Raw genomic sequence first — 18268 nt, 5'->3', positions numbered from 1 at the left:
ATTTATTGTAGAAGTCTAAGAACATTTTGTGATACAGCATTTGACTGACTAATAGCGTATGAACCAGCTTGAGAAATGATATTTAGCTTATTAAAGTTTGCACTTTCAGCTGCATAATCAACATCTCTGATTACAGACTCAGCATTTTTAATATTTGTAGCTTGAGTCATTAAGTTTCTAATAGCTGATTCAACTTGGTTTTGAGTAGAACCTATATCTCCTCTATATCCATTTAATTGAGTGATAGCTTTATCAATTGCACTTTGACCACTTTGAGCCATAGTTCTTGTAAATACTCCAGTTGTACCAGCAGTAGCTCCTGCAGACATATCAGCACCACTTCTAACAGCTCTTGCAAGAGCTGTTAAACCAAGACCAGCCACATTTGAGTTAATAGATTGAGTTGTTATTAAATCTCCAGTTCCCTCACCAACTTGAAAAGATAAGCCACCTTTTGAACTTCTTGCTGCAGTAAGATTTGCAATATTTGAAGCATCAGCAGTTGTTCTGCTTGCTTGTAAAAGATTAGTGCCGTTGTAGTTTGTTTGCTCACCAATATTGTTTAACTGTTGTAAAAGTTTTGTAATATCTTTTGCAATAGCAGTTCTACCTGCTGTTGATGTTGTATCAGTATTAGCTTGAATTAGTTTTGCTTTGATAGTATCTAAAATAGTTGATTGCTCAGCCATAGATTTATCTGTGATTTGAAGTAAAGCAACAGCAGAGTTACCATTGGCAATACCTTGGTTTATAGATGTAGCTTGAGTTCTTAATTTATCAGCAATAGCAAGACCAGAAGCATCATCACTAGCTTTATTGATTTTTAATCCAGTAGAAAGTTTCTCTAAAGAGTTTTTAATACTATTATTAGTATTTGTTGCTGCTTCTTGAGCTGTTAAAGATGAAACGTTCGTATTAATTTTCATAAATATGTCCTTAGTTTTGGTTTATTTTGGTGTAAATAAAACTTAATGACACAATTATTGCAAACTAATTCATAAAATTAGTTTAAATTAAAATTAAAATTGAAAAAAGTGGAGAAAAACTCCACTTTTTTATAAAAGAGAACTTAAGACTAGTTAACTATTGAAGTAGTCTTAGAACATTTTGTTGAGTTGCATTAGCCTGACTGATTGCATAAGATCCAGCTTGAGAAATGATATTTAGCTTATTAAAGTTTGCAGACTCTTGTGCATAATCAACGTCTCTAATTACAGACTCAGCTGCTTTAATATTTGTTGATTGAGTCATTAGGTTTCTAATAGCTGATTCAACTTGGTTTTGAGTAGAACCTATATCTCCTCTATATCCATTTAGTTTTGTAATTGCAGTATCAATAGATTTTTGACCATTTTGAGCCATAGTTCTTGTAAATACTCCAGTTGTACCAGCAGTAGCTCCTGCAGACACACCAGCTCCACTTCTAACAGCTTGCGCAAGAGTTGTTAAACCAAGACCAGCTACATTTGAGTTAATAGTTTTAGTTTGTATTAAATCTTGAGTTCCTTCTCCAATTTGGAAAGATAATCCACCTAATGCAGTTCTTCCTGCAGTAAGATTTGCAATATTTGAAGCATTAGCAGTTGTTCTGCTTGCTTGAAGCAGTGTTGTACCGTTGTAGTTTGTTTGCTCACCAATATTGTTTAGCTGTTGTAAAAGTTTTGTAATATCTTTTGCAATAGCAGTTCTACCAGCAACAGAAGTTGTATCAGTATTTGCTTGAATTAATTTAGATTTAATTGTATCAAGAATAGTTGATTGCTCAGCCATAGATTTATCTGTAATTTGAAGTAAAGCAACAGCAGAGTTACCGTTTGAAATACCTTGATTAATAGATGTAGCTTGAGTTCTAAGTTTATCTGCAATTGCAAGACCAGAAGCATCATCAGAAGCTTTGTTGATTCTTAAACCAGTACTTAATTTTTCTAAAGAGTTAGAAATGTTTTTATTTGTGTTTATTGAAGCTTCTTGAGCTCCCAGTGAAGATATGTTTGTATTAATTCTCATTGTAAATCCTTTTAGATTTTTAAACAATTTGTAATATCTTTAAAATATTACAACCTAAAACCTTCTTGTCTCTTTTTATAAAAAAGGTTCAAGCATAGAGAGTAAAAAAATTTCTCTCTTCGGATTGAATCCAACCCTAAATTGATAAGAGAATTATTATATAACTTTTCTTAAAATTAGATTAAATTCAAATAGCTATTTTAGTTTTTCTAAAATAACTCCAGACTCAATATGTTCACTATATGCAAATTGGTCAAATATGGCAAATTTTACTATCTTATGAGTTTTTAAAAGCTCTTCTAAATCTCTATGTAGAGTTTCTGGGTTACAAGATATATATATAATATTTTCGAAATTTTTTGCTAAAGCTCTTGTTGTATCATCAAGTCCACTTCTTGGTGGATCCATAAAAATAGTTTCAAAGTCGTATGATTTTAAATCTATATTTTTTAATCTATTAAAAGCTCTAACTTCATTTAAAGCTTCAACAAACTCTTCAGAGCTCATTCTTATAAATTCAATATTGTTTATACCATTTAAACTACAATTTCTCAAAGCAGATTTTATAGATGTTTTTGAAATTTCTGTAGCTAGTACTTTTCTAAATCTTTTAGATAATGGAATTGTAAAATTTCCACCTCCACAGTAAAGCTCGCATAAATCTTTATTTGAATCTTTAATATTTTCTAAAACCCACTCAATCATTTTTATATTTACACTTGTATTTGGTTGAGTAAAACCGTTCTCTTCATAGGCAAATTTAAACTCTTGATTGTTTATATTTAAGCTCTCATTTATAAAATCGCTACTTAAAACTATTTTTTGTTTTCTACTTCTTCCAATTATTTTTATATTTAATTTTTGCTCAATCTCTTTTGCCAAACTTATCCACTCATCTTCAAGTTTTTTGTGATAAATCAAAGTTACAAGCATATCAGAAGTTGAACTAACTAAAAACTCAATAGAAAAAAGCCTAAAAGATAAAATCATAGATTTTTGAAGTTCAGTTAAGAGTTTTGGCATAAGATTTTTTATATCTTCACTTACTATTTGACATGAATCGATTTTTAAAATCTCTTTATTAAAATCATTCATGGCATATGATAAAACATCCTTTTCACTATTTTCATCTTTTTCCCACCAAACTCTAAATTCAGCTCTATTTCTAAAGTTTGAATCTTTGCTTTTTATAATATCTAAGGTTATTTTTGAAAAATCAATCAAAGATGAAAATCTATCTTGTTCTCTTTTGATTTTATAGTTTAGTTGCTCTTCATAGTTTTTATTGTAGAGTGTACAAGAGGCGCAAAGCCCAAAATATTTACAATTCATAAAGTTTTATCCTTTGTTTAAAAGAGACATTATAAGAAAATATTGGTAAAAGTAGATATAATTTAACAATTTTAAAAAAGAAGAGATATGGAAAACAACTGGCAAGAACAACTAAAAGATTTATTAAATTGTGATTTAAAATCGCTTTATCCACTAGCAAGAACTATAAAAAGAGAGCTTGAATTTTATGTGGGTCCAACAAATAGTGGAAAAACATATAATGCAATGAAAAAATTAAAAGAGGCAAATAGTGGATTATATCTTGCACCTTTGAGACTTTTGGCACTTGAAGGATATGAGGATTTAAAAGAGTCAAATATTGATGCTTCATTAATCACAGGTGAAGAGCAGATTTTAAATGAAGAAGCGGCTCATATTTGCTCAACAATTGAGATGATAGATTTTGATTTGGAAGTTGATGTTGCTATTATTGATGAAGTTCAAATGCTTGAAGATATTGATAGGGGTTGGGCTTGGGTAAATGCAATTATTGGAGTTCCTGCTAAAAAAGTTATTATGACAGGAAGTGTAAATGCGCTTGATGCTGTTAAAAAAATAGCTTCATATTTGGGTGAAGATTTAAATATTATAAGACATAAAAGAAAAAATGAGTTAAAAGTTTTACAAAAGTGGACACCACTTGATAAGCTTGAAAATGCAACTGCTTTAATAGCATTCTCAAGAGCAGAAGTTTTAAAACTAAAACAAAAGCTTCAAAAAAAATATAAAGTATCAGTAATTTATGGAAATCTATCTCCAGAAGTTAGGCGTGATGAAGCTAGAAGATTTAGAGATGGACAAACTCAAATTTTAATTGCAACAGATGCTATAAGTATGGGCTTAAACCTTCCAATTAAAACAATACTTTTTACAACAGATACAAAATTTGATGGTATTTCAAAAAGAAAGATAAGCGTAAATGAGATAGTTCAAATAGCAGGTCGTGCTGGAAGGTTTGGAATTTTTGAAGCTGGATATTTGGGAGCTACACGAAGAGATGTTTTAGAGTATATCAAAGAGGAGTTTGAATCACCAATAAAAACAATAAAACCACCTTTTAAAGTAAAGATAAACAACTCTCAGCTAGAAAATCTTTCAATGCATTTAAAGACAAAATCCTTAACAAAAGTTTTAAACTATTTTGCTTTAAATATGAAATTTAATGGTCCTTTTGAGGCTGCAAATCTGTCAAGTATGCTTGAAGCTTCAAAAATTGTTGATAGTAAAGATGGTTTGAGTTTAGAAGAGAAATATCTTTTGGCTCAAGCTCCAATTACTACAAAATCAACTATTATTGTTCAAGCATTTAACTCATATATTGCAAGCGTAATAAAAAAACGACCAAACCACTATAAACCATCAATTACTTTACCAAAAAAGGCAATTACACAAAAAGATCTACTTTTGGTTGAAGATGAGGTAAAAAAAATATCACTATATCTTTGGCTTTCATATAAGCTACCAGATATTTTTCCAGATCATGACAAAGCCTATATTTTAAGAAACTCTTTTAACGCATTTATTGAAAAATCTTTAAAAGGTGTTTTAATAGATGATAGAGATTTTGAAAAACCACCTTTTAAAGATAGAAATACTAAAAATAGAGCTAGCACAAAAAAGCAAGAGGATAAAAGAGAATTTAATGATAAAAAAAGATATAGAAAAAGTTTTAATCGAAATTAGGTTAAAATAGAAGCTTATATAAAAATGGATTTGAATAAGGAATTTTATAGTGTTAAGCTACTTCAAAGCAGACAGTGAATCTTTGCTTAAAGAACTATTATCAGATAGTGTAAATGAAAACAAAGTAAAAAGTTATATAAATAAAGGTATAGATATAAATGCTATTGATGATAGAGGTAAAACTATACTATTTCAACTTGCTTTTAAGAAAAAATTCAACTCTATTAAACTTTTAATAAAACTAGGGGTAGATTTGTATAAAGAGGATAACACAGGAGCAACAGTATTAAGTAATGCTTGTGAAAAATATGATTTTGAAGCAGCAAAATTTTTATTACAAAATGGTTATGATATAAATAGTAAAAATAGTAAAGGAAGAACTGCTTTACAAGAACTTGTAAGAGTTGCAAATATAAAAGCATACTCTTTTTTACAAGATTTTAATCCAGATTTTGATTCAGTTGATAATAGTGGAAAAACAGTCCTATTTGATGCAATTTTAAGTAAAAATTTGGAACTTGTTGAAGATGTTGTAAAAAAGATAAAAGATATAAATGTAGTTGATAATAATGGTCAAAATGCACTTTTTTATTCTGTTTTGCAAGAAAATTTACGAATATCTTTAGTTCTAATGGCAAAAGGTATTAATATAAATGCTATTGATAAAAATGGTCAAAATGTTCTTTACAATGCCGTTCTTTTAGGTCACAGAAACAAAATTTTACTAAATCATTTAATTGATAGAAGAATTGATTTAGGTGTTGTTGATAATAGAGGAATGTCTATTGTTGATGAGATTTTTTACATTACAACTTTACAAAAGCATGATAAAGATATTACAGATAAAAAATATTTAATAATAAATCAAAATGATAACTATATATCTTTAGCAGAGCAAGTTTTAGGCTTTTCTTCAAGTGTAAACTCTATTGGAAAAGATGGCAAAACAACTTTACAAAAAGAGTTAGAGAAGAAAAATTTTGCTTTTGCAGAGATTTTAATAAAAAATAAAGCCGATATTGAAGTATTAGATGAAGATGGAAGAAGTATTTTACATCAAGAAATTTTAAAAGGTTTTTCAAGTAGAAGAGTTGTTGATTTTCTTTTGGTAAATGGTGCAAATGTAAATCAAGTAGATAATTACGGAAAATCTATTTTAGAGAATTTAATTGAACTTTATCTAGCTTCAACTGGACAAAAAACTCCTGAAAAACAGCTTGAAAAGTATGTTAAAGAGAATGGTGATTTTGATTTTTATATTAAAAAAATATTAGCTCAAGGAGTTAATGTAAATCTAAAAAAAGCCAATGGACGAAATATTTTATATGAGTTGGTAAATTATAGTTGTGAACCTATTATTAATACTCTTGTAGAGTATGGAGTAGATGTAAATTGTGTTGATGAGAATGGAATTACACCAATAGCTTATATGGTAGAAGAGGGTTTAAAACTTATTAATCCAAAAGAACAAGCAGAGTTTTTAAAAAATCTTCAACTATTTTTAAAATATAAAGTAAGTCTTGATATTCAAGATAAAGATGGAAAAACTGTAATTCATAAAGCTGTAATTGCTGATAATCTTCAAGTTGTTGAAAAACTTATGATAAAAAAAGCAAATCTTGATATAAAAGATAATCATGGAAGAACTGCTCTTCATCACACTCAATGGAAAGGAAACTATGAGATTGCAAGATGGCTAATTTCAGCAGGGGCTAATTTAAATGAAACTGATAATAGTGGTTTTAATATTTTAAATTATGCTGCAATTTTAGGTCATATTAGACTTGTAATTACTCTTATTTCATCTGGTGCTTTACTTTATAATAAACATCAAAAGAATAAAAAAATTGCACAATTTTTTAAAAGCAAAGAGAGAATTTTAGATAAATATCTTGAAGCTACAAATATAAGTGATGATAATATGCGAAATGCATTAAGTGAGCTTGTAATGAATTTTAGAAAAGAGATAAACGAAGCTTTATAAAAAGGAATAAATTTGAATAATAAATCAATAATAATACTTGCAGCTGGGCAAGGAACTAGAATGAAATCAAACTTGCCAAAAGTTTTACACAAAATTTCTGGAAAACCAATGCTTTACTACTCTATAAAAGAGGCTTTGAAATTAAGCAATGATATAACAGTTGTTTTATATCATCAATTTGAAAAAGTTAAATCTGAAATAGAAAAATATTTTTCAAATATAAATTTTGTAATTCAAGACCATAAAAACTACCCTGGAACTGGAGGGGCAGTTATGAATATAGTTCCAAAATACGAAAAAACTTTGGTTTTAAATGGTGATATGCCTTTAATTCAAGCAAGTGAATTGGAAAAATTTGATATACCAAATGCAACTATTGTTATGTCTGTTTTGAAGCTAGAAAATGCTGATGGTTATGGAAGAGTAATTATTGAAAATGGAGATGTAAAAAAAATAGTTGAACAAAAAGATGCAAACGAAGATGAGTTAAAAGTTAAAACTGCAAATGCAGGAATCTATCAGTTTGAAACAAATTTTTTACTTGAAAATTTACCAAAGTTAAATAACAATAATGCTCAAAAAGAGTACTACATCACAGATTTAGTGGAAATGGCTATAAATCAAGGTAAGGTTCTAAAACCATTAATTGTAAATGAAGAGAATTTTAAAGGAGTTAATTCTAAAGTTGAATTAGCTGATGCTGAAGTAATTCATCAAAATAGAGTTAAAAAAGAGTTTTTAAAAGCTGGTGTTATTATGAGATTGCCTGAAACTATCTATATAGAAGAGGGTGTAGAGATTGAGGGTGAAAGTATAATTGAAAATGGTGTAAGTTTGCTTGGAAATGCGAAAATTATAAACTCACATATAAAAACAAATAGTGTTGTTGAAGATTCAATCATTATTGATAGTGATGTTGGACCAATGGCACGAATAAGACCTCTAAGTGAAATAAATAAAACACATATAGGAAACTTTGTTGAGACAAAAAAAGCTAAATTAAATGGTGTAAAAGCTGGGCATTTGAGTTATTTAGGAGATTGTGTTATTGATGAGGGCACAAACATTGGTTGCGGAACAATTACTTGCAACTATGATGGGGTAAATAAATATGAAACAATAATTGGTAAAAATGTTTTTGTAGGAAGTGATACACAGTTTGTTGCACCTGTAAAAATTGAAGATGATGTATTAATAGCAGCTGGCTCAACTGTAACAACAGATGTAAAAAAAGGTGAACTTTATTTAACAAGGGCAAAAGCAAAAACAATCGATGGTTATTTTTATAAACATTTTGATAAAGCCAAAAAAGCAAAAGAAGAGAAATAGATAGTGATTTTAAAAGATAAAAAAATTCTTGTAGCAGTTACTGGCTCTATTGCTATATATAAAACTTTGGATTTGATAAGACTTTATGTAAAAGCAGGTGCAATTGTAAGAGTTCTTATGAGTGAAGCTGCAAAAAAATTTATAAATCCAATAACTTTTGAAGCAATTAGCCAAAATAAAATTTTAGATGAGAGTAGTGAAAGCTGGGATAAAAATAGTGATTATAATCATATAGATATAGCAAAGTGGACTGATATTTTTGTAATTGCACCAGCTAGTGCAAACACTATAAATAAAATATCTTGTGGAGTTGCTGATAATTTGCTACTTCAAACAGTTCTTGCTTGTAAAAAAAAGATTATCATAGCACCAGCTGCAAATACAAATATGATTGAAAATCCTATTACTATTCAAAGTATAAACAACTTAAAAAATTTAGGATTTGAAGTTTTACAAACTCAAACAAAAGAGCTTGTTTGTAAAGATGTTGGAAATGGTGCAATGCTTGAGCCAATTGATATTTTTCATAAAACTTGCAAAGAGCTTTTAAAAACTTCATATTGGAGCAATAGAAGAGCTGTTTTAAGTGGTGGGGGAACAGTAGAAAAAATTGATGATGTAAGATATATCTCAAATTTTTCAAGTGGAAAGATGGCTAGTAGTTTAGCAACAGCGCTTTACTATTTGGGTGCAGATGTTAGTTTGGTAAGTAGCAGAGGTTTTGAAAATATACCTTATGAGATTGATCTTAAAGTTTCATATAGTTCACAACAGATGTTTGAGAATTTGAAATTAGCTTTAGAGAAAAAATTAGATAAAAAAAGCTATTTATTTATGGTGGCTGCTATTAGTGATTATATTCCAAAAACAAATTTCAAAGGAAAACTAAAAAAAGAGAATTTGGGTGAAGATTGGAATTTAGAGCTTATTAAAAATATTGATATTTTGGCTTCAATAGATAAAAAAGATATATTTTCTATTGGTTTTAAAGCTGAGATGGATAAAGAATTTGCTAAAACAAATGCAAAAAATATGCTAAAAAATAAAAATCTTGATGCAGTTTGCTTAAATATTTTAGATGAGTCAAATAGTTTTGGAAGCAATACAAATAATATAGAACTTATTTTAAAAGATAAAAGTTTTGATTTTTCTGGGAATAAACTAAATATCTCTTTAGAAATTTTAAATAGATTTGAAAAAGAGTTTACAAATGAGTAGTTCAAATCCCCCTTCGCATATTGCAATAATTATGGATGGAAATGGAAGATGGGCAAAAGAGCGTGGACTTAAAAGAACATCTGGTCATGAAGCTGGAGCAAAAACTGTAAGAGAGATTACAGAGTATTGTGCAAAAATAGGTGTTAAATACCTTACTTTATATGCTTTTTCAACAGAAAATTGGAATAGACCAAAACTTGAAGTTGATTATTTAATGAAGCTTTTGGAAAAGTTTTTAAAAAATGAACTTGAAACTTTGATGAAAAACAACATAAGATTTAAAGTTATAGGAGATTTAAGTAAATTCTCACAAAACTTACAAAAAATTATAAAAGAGTTAGAGGAAAAAACATCAAAAAACTCTGGACTTACTCAAGTTTTAGCTTTAAATTATGGCTCAAAAGATGAGATTATTAGAGCTATTAAAAAATTAAATGAAAAAAATCTTGAAATAAATGAAGAAAATTTTGAATCATGTCTTGATACAGCTGGATTTGGGGATGTTGATTTATTAATACGAACAAGTGGAGAGATTAGACTTTCAAACTATTTGTTGTGGCAAAATGCCTATGCAGAGATGTTTTTTACAAACACACTTTGGCCAGATTTTAGTGTTGATGAGCTTGAGGAGATTATTATTGAGTTTAATAAAAGAGAAAGAAGATTTGGAGGTCTATAAAATATGCAAACAGTTTTAATAACACTATTTTTTCTAAATCTTTTTATTTTAGTAATTTATGATTTTAAGTATAAAGCAGTTCCTGATTATCTTTTATTAATTGCTCTATTTTTATCATTTTTTATAAGTGAATATAGTTTTATTGACTCTTTAAAAAATGCATTTTTTATCTCTGGAGCATTTGTTTTATTAAATTTTGTTGTTACTTTTTATATACAAAATATTAAATCAAGATTTTTAAAAGATGAGAGCTTAAAAACAAAAACAGCTTTAGGTGAGGGAGATATACCACTTATTGCATCTTTTGCAATAATAGTTGGTTTAGAAGAGGTTATTTTTTTAGTTTTTTTATCTGCACTTTTAGCAATAGTTTTATACATTTATAGAGTAAAAAGGTTTAAAGATGGTGAAATACCATTTATTCCACCTCTTGCAGTAGCATTTTTACTTGACTATTTTTTAAATTTATCAATATTTTTTAAGGGATTGTTTTGAGATTAAACAGCTATTTACATGCACAACTAAGTATTACATTTTTTCCTATATTTTTAGGACTATTTTTTATTACAAGCGTAGTTTTTTTGGTAAGAATTGCATCATTAACATCAGTTATTACAATGGATTTATATGAACTTTTAAAACTTTTTAGCTACTCATTGCCTCAAATTCTGTTTTATACTCTTCCAATTACATTTTTTATCTCTTTAGCAATTAGTGTTTCAAAACTATCAAGTGAGTATGAACTAACAGTTATTACATCTTTTGGATTAAATCCAGTTAGAGTTTTAAAGATTTTTTTTCCAATTACTATTTTGCTCTCAGCTATGCTTTTGGTAATCTCTTTGGGGCTCATTCCAAAAACAAAATATCTGACAAAAACATTTTTAGATTTTAAGAAAAAAGAGGCAAACTTCAATATAAAAGAGAGTGAATTTGGTCAAAAATTTGGTGATTGGCTTATTTATATATCAGAAAAAGATGGCAAAATTTATAAAGATGTAAAACTTTTCAAAACTGAAAAGAATAAAGAGCAGTTTATTATAAGTAAAGAGGCACACCTTTTAAATCAAGATGGAAATTTAAGTTTTAGATTAGATGATGGAAAAGTTTTTATAATTGATATAGATGAGGTAAATCAAATTGACTACTCTAAAATGTATATAAATGACTCAATAGCTAGTTCAAATTATGAAGAGTTCACAAATAGTTATGATTTTTGGAAAAATAATTTTAAAATTAATAAAGATATTGATGATTTTACATTTTATATACTAACATCAATTTTTCCTCTAATATCACTATTTTTTGTAATAGTATTTGGATATTTTAATCCAAGATATGAAAAAAATAGAACAACAGCTTATGCAATTATTACAGTTGTAATTTATTATATTTTAATCAAATATATAGCAGATAAATTACTTTTTCATTCACTCTATATTATTCCACTTATTTGGATAGCTTCTAGCTATCTTTTATATAGCAGAACTATTAAAAAAGAGTATTAAAATTGAATCTAAAATTTACAATATCTTACGATGGAACTGCTTTTTGTGGAAGTCAAAAACAGCCAAACAAAAATACAGTTGAAGATGAGCTATTAAAAGTTTTTAAATCAATAAATATTGATACAAAAATTATTTTAAGTGGAAGAACAGATAGAGATGTTCACGCTACAAAACAGGTTTTTAATGCTTTCATTCCAGATTATTGGAGTGATTTTGAGAAATTAAAAAAGATAATAAATAAAAGAGTTGATAAAGCAGTAAAGATTTTAAATATTTCAAGAGTTGATGATAAATTTCACGCAAGATTTAGTGCAAAAACAAGAACTTATAGATATTTAATCACAACAAAACCTACAAATCCATTTAATCAAAAATATATTACTTATGTAAAAAGTGTAGATGAAGAGCTTTTAAAACTTGCTATAAAAGAGTTTGAAGGAGTTCATGATTTTATATATTTTCATAAAACTGGAAGCGAAAAAGAGAATACAAAAAGAGAGATATTTAAGACAAAATTTTATAAATATAGGGATATTTATGTATTTAAGTTTACGGCAAACTCATATTTAAGAAGTCAAATTAGATTGATGGTTGGATTTTTACTTGAAATAAATAGTAAAAAACTCACAATTGATGATTTAAGAAAACAGTTAAATTGTGAAAAAAATATATTCAAAACACCAATTGAACCAAATGGTTTATATCTATCAAAAGTAAAATATTAAATAAATAGTAAAGTTAAAGAGGATAGAATATGGAGCAAAAAATAAAACACAGGAGCATTTTTTGAAAAAGAGTGAACTTTATAACAAGTTATCTAATCGTTTAAAACAGTTAGAGAGCTTAGAGGGATTTAAAGAAGAGAAGAGTTTAGCTTCTCATTTGGAAGAAAAAGGTGTTTCAAGAAGAGACTTTATGAAGTGGGCGGCTGCTATGACTGCTATGTTAACACTTCCATCAAGTTTCTCTCCATTGATTGCAAAAGCAGCAACTTTAAGTGATAGATTACCAATTATTTGGTTACATATGGCAGAGTGTACAGGATGTAGTGAATCACTACTTAGAACAGATGCACCAACTATTGATTCACTTATTTTTGATTATATCTCTTTGGAGTATCATGAAACATTGATGGCAGCTTCTGGATGGCAGGCTGAACATAATCTTGAATCAGCTATTCAGAAGTATAAAGGAAGATATATTTTAATGGTTGAGGGTGGAATACCAACAGGAGAAAATGCAAGTTATTTAACTATTGGTGGTCATGGAAAAACAGGTGAACAAAGTGCAATAGAGGCTTCAAACAACGCTTTAGCAATATTTGCAATAGGAACTTGTTCATCTTTTGGTGGAGTTCAAGCAGCTTTTCCAAACCCAACAGGAGCTCAAGCTTTATCAAAAGTTACTAATAAACAAGTAATAAATGTTCCAGGTTGTCCACCAAGTGAAAAAAATATAGTTGGAACTTTGCTTCATTATATTCTTTATGGAACTTTACCCTCTCTTGATGCTTATAATAGACCAAAATGGGCTTATGGTTTAAGAATTCATGACTTATGTGAAAGAAGAGGTCATTTTGATGCTGGAGAGTTTGTTGAAGAGTTTGGAGATGAAGGTGCTAAAAAAGGGTATTGTCTATATAAAGTAGGGTGCAAAGGACCATATACATTTAATAATTGTTCAAAAAATAAGTTCAATTCTCATATGTCGTGGCCAATTCAAGCAGGTCATGGTTGTATTGGATGTAGTGAACCAAACTTTTGGGATACTATGGGACCTCTTGAAGAACCAGTTGCAAATAGATTATATAACACTGTATTTAAAGGGCTTGGTGCAGATGCAACTGCTGATAAAATAGGAGTTGGATTACTTACTATTACAGGAATTGGTATTGCAGCACATGCAGCTATTTCAAAATTTAAAAATCCAAAAGATTCACAAGGAGAACAATAATGTCAAATAAAAGAGTTATAATTGATCCAATTACAAGAATTGAGGGGCATTTAAGAATAGAAGTTGAAGTTGATGAAAATAATGTAATACAAAAAGCTTATTCATCTTCAACTTTGTGGAGAGGTTTGGAGACAATAGTAAAAAATAGAGATCCTAGAGATGCAGGTTTTTTAATGCAAAGAATTTGTGGGGTTTGTACATATTCACACTATAAAGCTGGAATTGAAGCTGTTGAAAATGCTTTAGGAATAGTTCCCCCTTTAAATGCAAAACTTACAAGAAGTTTAATGTTAATGGCACTTTTTATGCATGATCATGTTGTTCATTTTTATCATCTTCATGGGCTTGATTGGGTTGATATTGTTTCAGCTCTTGATGCAGATGAGAAAAAAGCTTCAAATGAAGCATTTAAGTATTCAGATTTTCCAATAGCAACTGGTGAAAATGATTTAAAAAAAGTTAAAACAAGAGTAAAAGAGTTTGTAGAAAAAGGGCAATTAGGACCTTTTGCAAATGCTTATTGGGGACATAAAACTTATAGATTATCTTCTGAACAAAACTTAATTTTATTATCTCACTATTTAAAAGCTTTAGAAGTTCAAAGAGATTTAGCAAAACTTATGGCTATTTTTGGTGGAAAACAACCACATCCACAAAGCTTAAGTGTAGGTGGAGTTACATGTATTATGGATTTATTAGATCCAACAAGAATGGGAGAGTATTTAACACTATTTAAAAATGCAGCAGAGTTTATAGAGAATGCTTATCATGCTGATATTGTAATGGCTGCAAGTGTATATAAAGATGAGTTGTCAGTTACAAGAAAAGCTGGAGTTATGAACTTTATTGCTCATCAAGAGATGATGTTAAATCAAACAGAGTTTTTATTTGATTCTGGAATTATTTTTGATGGTGATTTATCAAAAGTTTTTGAAATAAATGAAGATTTAATAACAGAAGAGGCGACTCACTCTTGGTATGAAAATGATGAAGCACTTCACCCTTATGATGGAAAAACAAATCCTAAATATACAGGCTTTAAAGATATGAAAACAGTTGGAATGAATAAAGAGCTTGTAGATTCTAAAGTTTTAGATGTAAAGGGTAAATATTCATGGATAAAATCTCCAAGATATGATGGAAAAGCTATGGAGGTTGGACCACTTGCTTGTATATTAGTATCTTATGCAAAAGGAAATAAAAGAGTAGTTCCAATAGTAGATGAGTTTTTAGCAAAAACAAAATTGCCAAAAAGTGCATTATTTACAACTTTAGGAAGAACAGCTGCTAGAATGCTTCAGGTAAAAGCTATTGCAAAACATGGATTAGAGACATTTAATACTTTGATTGAAAATCTAAAAGTAGATGAAACTACTTATACATCTTATAAAATAGATAAAAACAGAGAGTACAAAGGAAGATTTATAGGAGATGTTCCAAGAGGAATGTTATCTCATTGGGTAAGAATAAAAAATGGAGTGATTGAAAACTATCAAGCTGTTGTTCCTTCAACTTGGAATGCAGGACCAATAGATGCAAAAGGAGAAATGGGACCTTATGAAGCAAACCTAGTTGGTTTAAAAGTTCAAGATATTTCTCAACCTCTTGAGATTATTAGAATTATTCATAGTTTTGACCCTTGTATTGCTTGTGCTGTTCATGTTATGGATAAGAAAGGTAATGATTTAGGAACATATAAAGTAGATCCATTATATGGTTTTTCTTGTAATAGTTAAGGAATAAACTATGATTAAAAAACATTATGAATACTCTGTATGGCTTAGAATAACTCACTGGCTTAGAGTTTTAGCTATTACAGCTTTAACTTTTACAGGATTTTATTTGGCATATCCATTTATATCTCCTTCTTTAAATGGTGGTGAGCCAACAAACTTTTTAAATGCTTTAATGAGAAGTTGGCACATAATTTTTGGTTTTTTACTAATTTGTGTGACTATTGGAAAAATATATCTATTTTTCTTTGATAGACAAAGTAAGAAAGAGAGATTATCTTTTTGGGATTTTATATCACCAAAAATGTGGATAAAACAGATTAAATACTATATTTTAATAGGTGAACACACTAAATTAAAAGGGATATATAATCCACTACAATTTATGGCATATTCAGCTATTTATATCTCTTTAATAGTTATCTCTTTAACTGGATTAATTTTATATATACATGTTTATCATGATGGTTTGGGTGGATTTTTATTTGATATTTTAAGACCAATTGAGGTTTTAATGGGTGGTTTAGCTGTTGTTAGAGAAGTTCATCATATTTTTATGTGGATTTTTTTGATATTTTTGCCTATACATATCTATTTGGTTGTATTTAACTCAATTTATGGAAAAAAAGGGGATATGGATTCAATTATCTCTGGATATAAATGGGAAGATGACCATAAATGAATATCTTAATTTTAGGAATAGGAAATATCCTATTCCAAGATGAGGGAATTGGAGCTCATTTTATTCACTATTTAGATGAAAAGTATGAGTTTGAATCTTCAAAAAATAGTTTAACTTTAGTTGATGGTGGAACTTTGGCTCAAAGACTTATTCCTTTAATTATAAAATATGATGAGGTTTTAGTAGTTGATTGTATTGATTCATTAAACTCAAATGCTGGAGATGTTTTTTTCTTTGATTATAGAAAAGTTCCATCAAATATAAACTGGCAAGGAAGTGCTCACGAAGTTGAGATGCTTCAAACATTAAATATGATTGAAATGAATGGTGATTTACCAACAACTTATGTTTTAGGAGTTGTTCCTAAAAGAGTTGCAGATGATACTACATTTGATTTGAGTAGTGAAATTATAGAAGCTTCTAAAACTATGGAGAAAACGATAGTAGATTATCTTTTAAAACATGATATAAAAGCAGTAAAAATAGAAGATATTAGCATAGAAGAGATAGCTAAAATTTCATTTAAAAGAGATATAAAAAATGGTCCTAGAGTTTAGATTTAACTATAAATCAAGTAATAAAACTTTGATGAAGTTTTTAGACTTTGTTGCAAAAAAGTTTGATTGTGACTATAAAATATATCAAAAACTAGATTTTGTTTATCTATATATAGAGGCTGAAGAGAAAATATTAGAAGAGTTTTCAAATGCTTTATCTTTGTATGTTCCTGTCTCAATTTTTTATTATGGATTGGAAGTTGAAGTAGTTGAGAAACTGCCTCTAAAAGCTTCAGACTCTATTGATGAAAAGAATTTAATATCTTTTTCTCCAAGTACAATAAAAGATGTGGAAGATGAAAATAGCGAAGATTTTTACAATGCCTTTAAATCTTGCAATATTTCAAAAGGTTTTGAAGATGCAACTTTTATTTTTGAAAATCAAAAAGTAAAATCAGATAAAAAACTTTTTGAAAAATTAAGCTCTTTAATATATGAAGGTAAAAAAATCAAAATAAAAACTCTAAGTGGAACTTTTGTATTCTCAAAAGTAGAAAATATAGATAAAAGCAGTGAGCTTTTAGTTGTAAGCTTAGAAAATATAAGTAGCTTAGTTGTAGAGGATATTAATTCAATCGTCTCTCTTGCAACTATTGAAAAACCAAAAATAGAGTTTAGAATAAATGAGATTTATAGATTAAAAAATAAGATTGATAAAAAAAGTATAGAGATAAGATATGCAAATGATTTAACACTATATTTACTAACTCTTGAGCTAAAAAAATTAAAGATTGATTTTTTAAATATTGAAAATGAAGATGCAAGTTTTGACTATTTTTTAGATGTAAAAAGTAAAAATAGCATCAAGCTTGATATTCCAAAAATATTATGCTTTGATAATAAAAAACTTATTTTAGAATCAAACTCATATCCAAAAAAGCTAGATACAGTTTTTAATAAATTTCAAGAAAAAGATAAATCTCAGTTTATGACTGTTTTAGCAGAGAGTGAACTGTTTGAGAAATCTATTATAAATTTTTATATTAGCTTTTCAAACAAAAATAAAATCTCTTACTACTCAAAAAATGGTTTAGTTGATATTTTAGAGGATTTATATATTCCAAGCTCAATAGAGGAGATTTTTGAATCTATAAAAAAAGATACAAAAGGTGAAAAGCTTCTAAAAAACTATAAAAATAAGTTTGAAAACAGTTACAATAAAGCGCTAAATACAAAGATAGATTTTTTTGAAAAAACATTTTTTTCATATTTTAAAATAGCAAAAATTATATTAGATTTTGAAGATGATATTATTTTAAATGCTTCAAACTCTTTGCTTGAAAAAGGACCTAGAATTGATTATAAAATTTTTGATGACAAAAAAGTTTTTAATAGAAAATTTGATTATCTACCACTTATAAAATCAGCTATGAGTTTTAAATTAGCAGGAGTTGATGAACAAACAATTAGTTTGGGTTTTATTGAAAGTTTTGCACATTTTATAGCAAATGAAGTTGATACTTTACATGGAAATTATGAACTAGAAGGAGTGAGTTTATGTGGAGATATGTTTGCAAATATTAGATTCAATCAACTTGTTGAAAAGAGCATAACAAAAAACTTCAAAATCTACTACAACAAAGAGTTTGTAATTCAAAAATAG

Annotated in this window: 16 protein-coding genes; 13 read left to right on the top strand and 3 right to left on the bottom strand. The window is 28.1% G+C overall.

All coding sequences use genetic code 11. The features are described 5' to 3' along the window. Positions 1–2 precede the first annotated feature (2 nt). The 3 genes from CRU94_RS07090 to trmA form a co-directional block, all read right to left on the bottom strand. Positions 3–926, bottom strand: coding sequence for a flagellin (locus CRU94_RS07090; RefSeq protein WP_129106079.1), 924 nt, complete (start codon positions 924–926; stop codon positions 3–5). Positions 927–1083: 157 nt separating this feature from the next. After that, positions 1084–2007 (bottom strand): flagellin, encoded by a 924-nt coding sequence (locus tag CRU94_RS07085; RefSeq protein ID WP_129106078.1) that lies wholly within the window; start codon positions 2005–2007, stop codon positions 1084–1086. Between the two features lie 195 nt (positions 2008–2202). Next, a complete protein-coding gene (gene trmA / locus CRU94_RS07080) occupies positions 2203–3339 on the bottom strand; it encodes a tRNA (uridine(54)-C5)-methyltransferase TrmA (protein WP_129106077.1) in 1137 nt (378 codons plus the stop codon). A gap of 87 nt (positions 3340–3426) precedes the next feature. Here trmA and CRU94_RS07075 point away from each other — a divergent pair, with 87 nt between their 5' ends. The 13 genes from CRU94_RS07075 (at position 3427) to CRU94_RS07015 (ending at position 18268) form a co-directional block, all read left to right on the top strand. Further along, the gene (locus tag CRU94_RS07075; protein ID WP_129106076.1) at positions 3427–5022 is read left to right on the top strand and encodes a helicase-related protein; all 1596 of its coding nucleotides are present in this window, start codon (positions 3427–3429) and stop codon (positions 5020–5022) included. Between the two features lie 49 nt (positions 5023–5071). After that, positions 5072–7006, top strand: coding sequence for an ankyrin repeat domain-containing protein (locus CRU94_RS07070; RefSeq protein ID WP_129106075.1), 1935 nt, complete (start codon positions 5072–5074; stop codon positions 7004–7006). 12 nt (positions 7007–7018) lie between these two features. Beyond that, positions 7019–8335: a bifunctional UDP-N-acetylglucosamine diphosphorylase/glucosamine-1-phosphate N-acetyltransferase GlmU gene (glmU, locus tag CRU94_RS07065; protein ID WP_129106074.1), complete on the top strand. Its 1317-nt coding sequence runs from the start codon at positions 7019–7021 to the stop codon at positions 8333–8335. Positions 8336–8338: 3 nt separating this feature from the next. Continuing rightward, a complete protein-coding gene (coaBC, locus tag CRU94_RS07060; RefSeq protein ID WP_129106073.1) occupies positions 8339–9553 on the top strand; it encodes a bifunctional phosphopantothenoylcysteine decarboxylase/phosphopantothenate--cysteine ligase CoaBC in 1215 nt (404 codons plus the stop codon). Then, complete coding sequence (locus CRU94_RS07055; RefSeq protein ID WP_129106072.1) at positions 9546–10232, top strand: di-trans,poly-cis-decaprenylcistransferase; 687 nt, start codon at positions 9546–9548, stop codon at positions 10230–10232. The genes coaBC and CRU94_RS07055 overlap by 8 nt, the downstream gene beginning before the upstream one ends. A gap of 3 nt (positions 10233–10235) precedes the next feature. Further along, the gene (locus CRU94_RS07050; protein WP_129106071.1) at positions 10236–10727 is read left to right on the top strand and encodes a prepilin peptidase; all 492 of its coding nucleotides are present in this window, start codon (positions 10236–10238) and stop codon (positions 10725–10727) included. Further along, positions 10724–11740, top strand: a complete 1017-nt coding sequence (locus CRU94_RS07045) for an LptF/LptG family permease (RefSeq protein WP_129106070.1) — start codon at positions 10724–10726, stop codon at positions 11738–11740. Before CRU94_RS07050 ends, CRU94_RS07045 begins: the two co-directional genes overlap by 4 nt. 2 nt (positions 11741–11742) lie before the next feature. Next, complete coding sequence (gene truA / locus CRU94_RS07040; protein WP_129106069.1) at positions 11743–12465, top strand: tRNA pseudouridine(38-40) synthase TruA; 723 nt, start codon at positions 11743–11745, stop codon at positions 12463–12465. Positions 12466–12526: 61 nt separating this feature from the next. After that, on the top strand, positions 12527–13693 hold the full coding sequence (locus tag CRU94_RS07035) for a hydrogenase small subunit (RefSeq protein ID WP_129106068.1): 1167 nt from the start codon (positions 12527–12529) through the stop codon (positions 13691–13693). Continuing rightward, positions 13693–15429, top strand: coding sequence for a nickel-dependent hydrogenase large subunit (locus CRU94_RS07030; RefSeq protein WP_129106067.1), 1737 nt, complete (start codon positions 13693–13695; stop codon positions 15427–15429). Before CRU94_RS07035 ends, CRU94_RS07030 begins: the two co-directional genes overlap by 1 nt. A 10-nt stretch (positions 15430–15439) precedes the next feature. Beyond that, on the top strand, positions 15440–16108 hold the full coding sequence (gene cybH / locus CRU94_RS07025; protein WP_129106066.1) for a Ni/Fe-hydrogenase, b-type cytochrome subunit: 669 nt from the start codon (positions 15440–15442) through the stop codon (positions 16106–16108). Next, positions 16105–16665, top strand: a complete 561-nt coding sequence (locus tag CRU94_RS07020; RefSeq protein WP_129106065.1) for a HyaD/HybD family hydrogenase maturation endopeptidase — start codon at positions 16105–16107, stop codon at positions 16663–16665. Before cybH ends, CRU94_RS07020 begins: the two co-directional genes overlap by 4 nt. After that, positions 16649–18268 carry a hypothetical protein gene (locus tag CRU94_RS07015; RefSeq protein ID WP_129106064.1) on the top strand — a complete coding sequence of 540 codons (1620 nt, stop codon included), beginning with the start codon at positions 16649–16651 and terminating at the stop codon, positions 18266–18268. The genes CRU94_RS07020 and CRU94_RS07015 overlap by 17 nt, the downstream gene beginning before the upstream one ends.

This window comes from Arcobacter sp. AHV-9/2010, assembly GCF_004116575.1.
Classification (GTDB): domain Bacteria; phylum Campylobacterota; class Campylobacteria; order Campylobacterales; family Arcobacteraceae; genus Aliarcobacter; species Aliarcobacter skirrowii.
The sequence above is the reverse complement of the archived record's forward strand: the minus strand, read 5'-3'. Positions and strand labels throughout refer to the sequence as shown.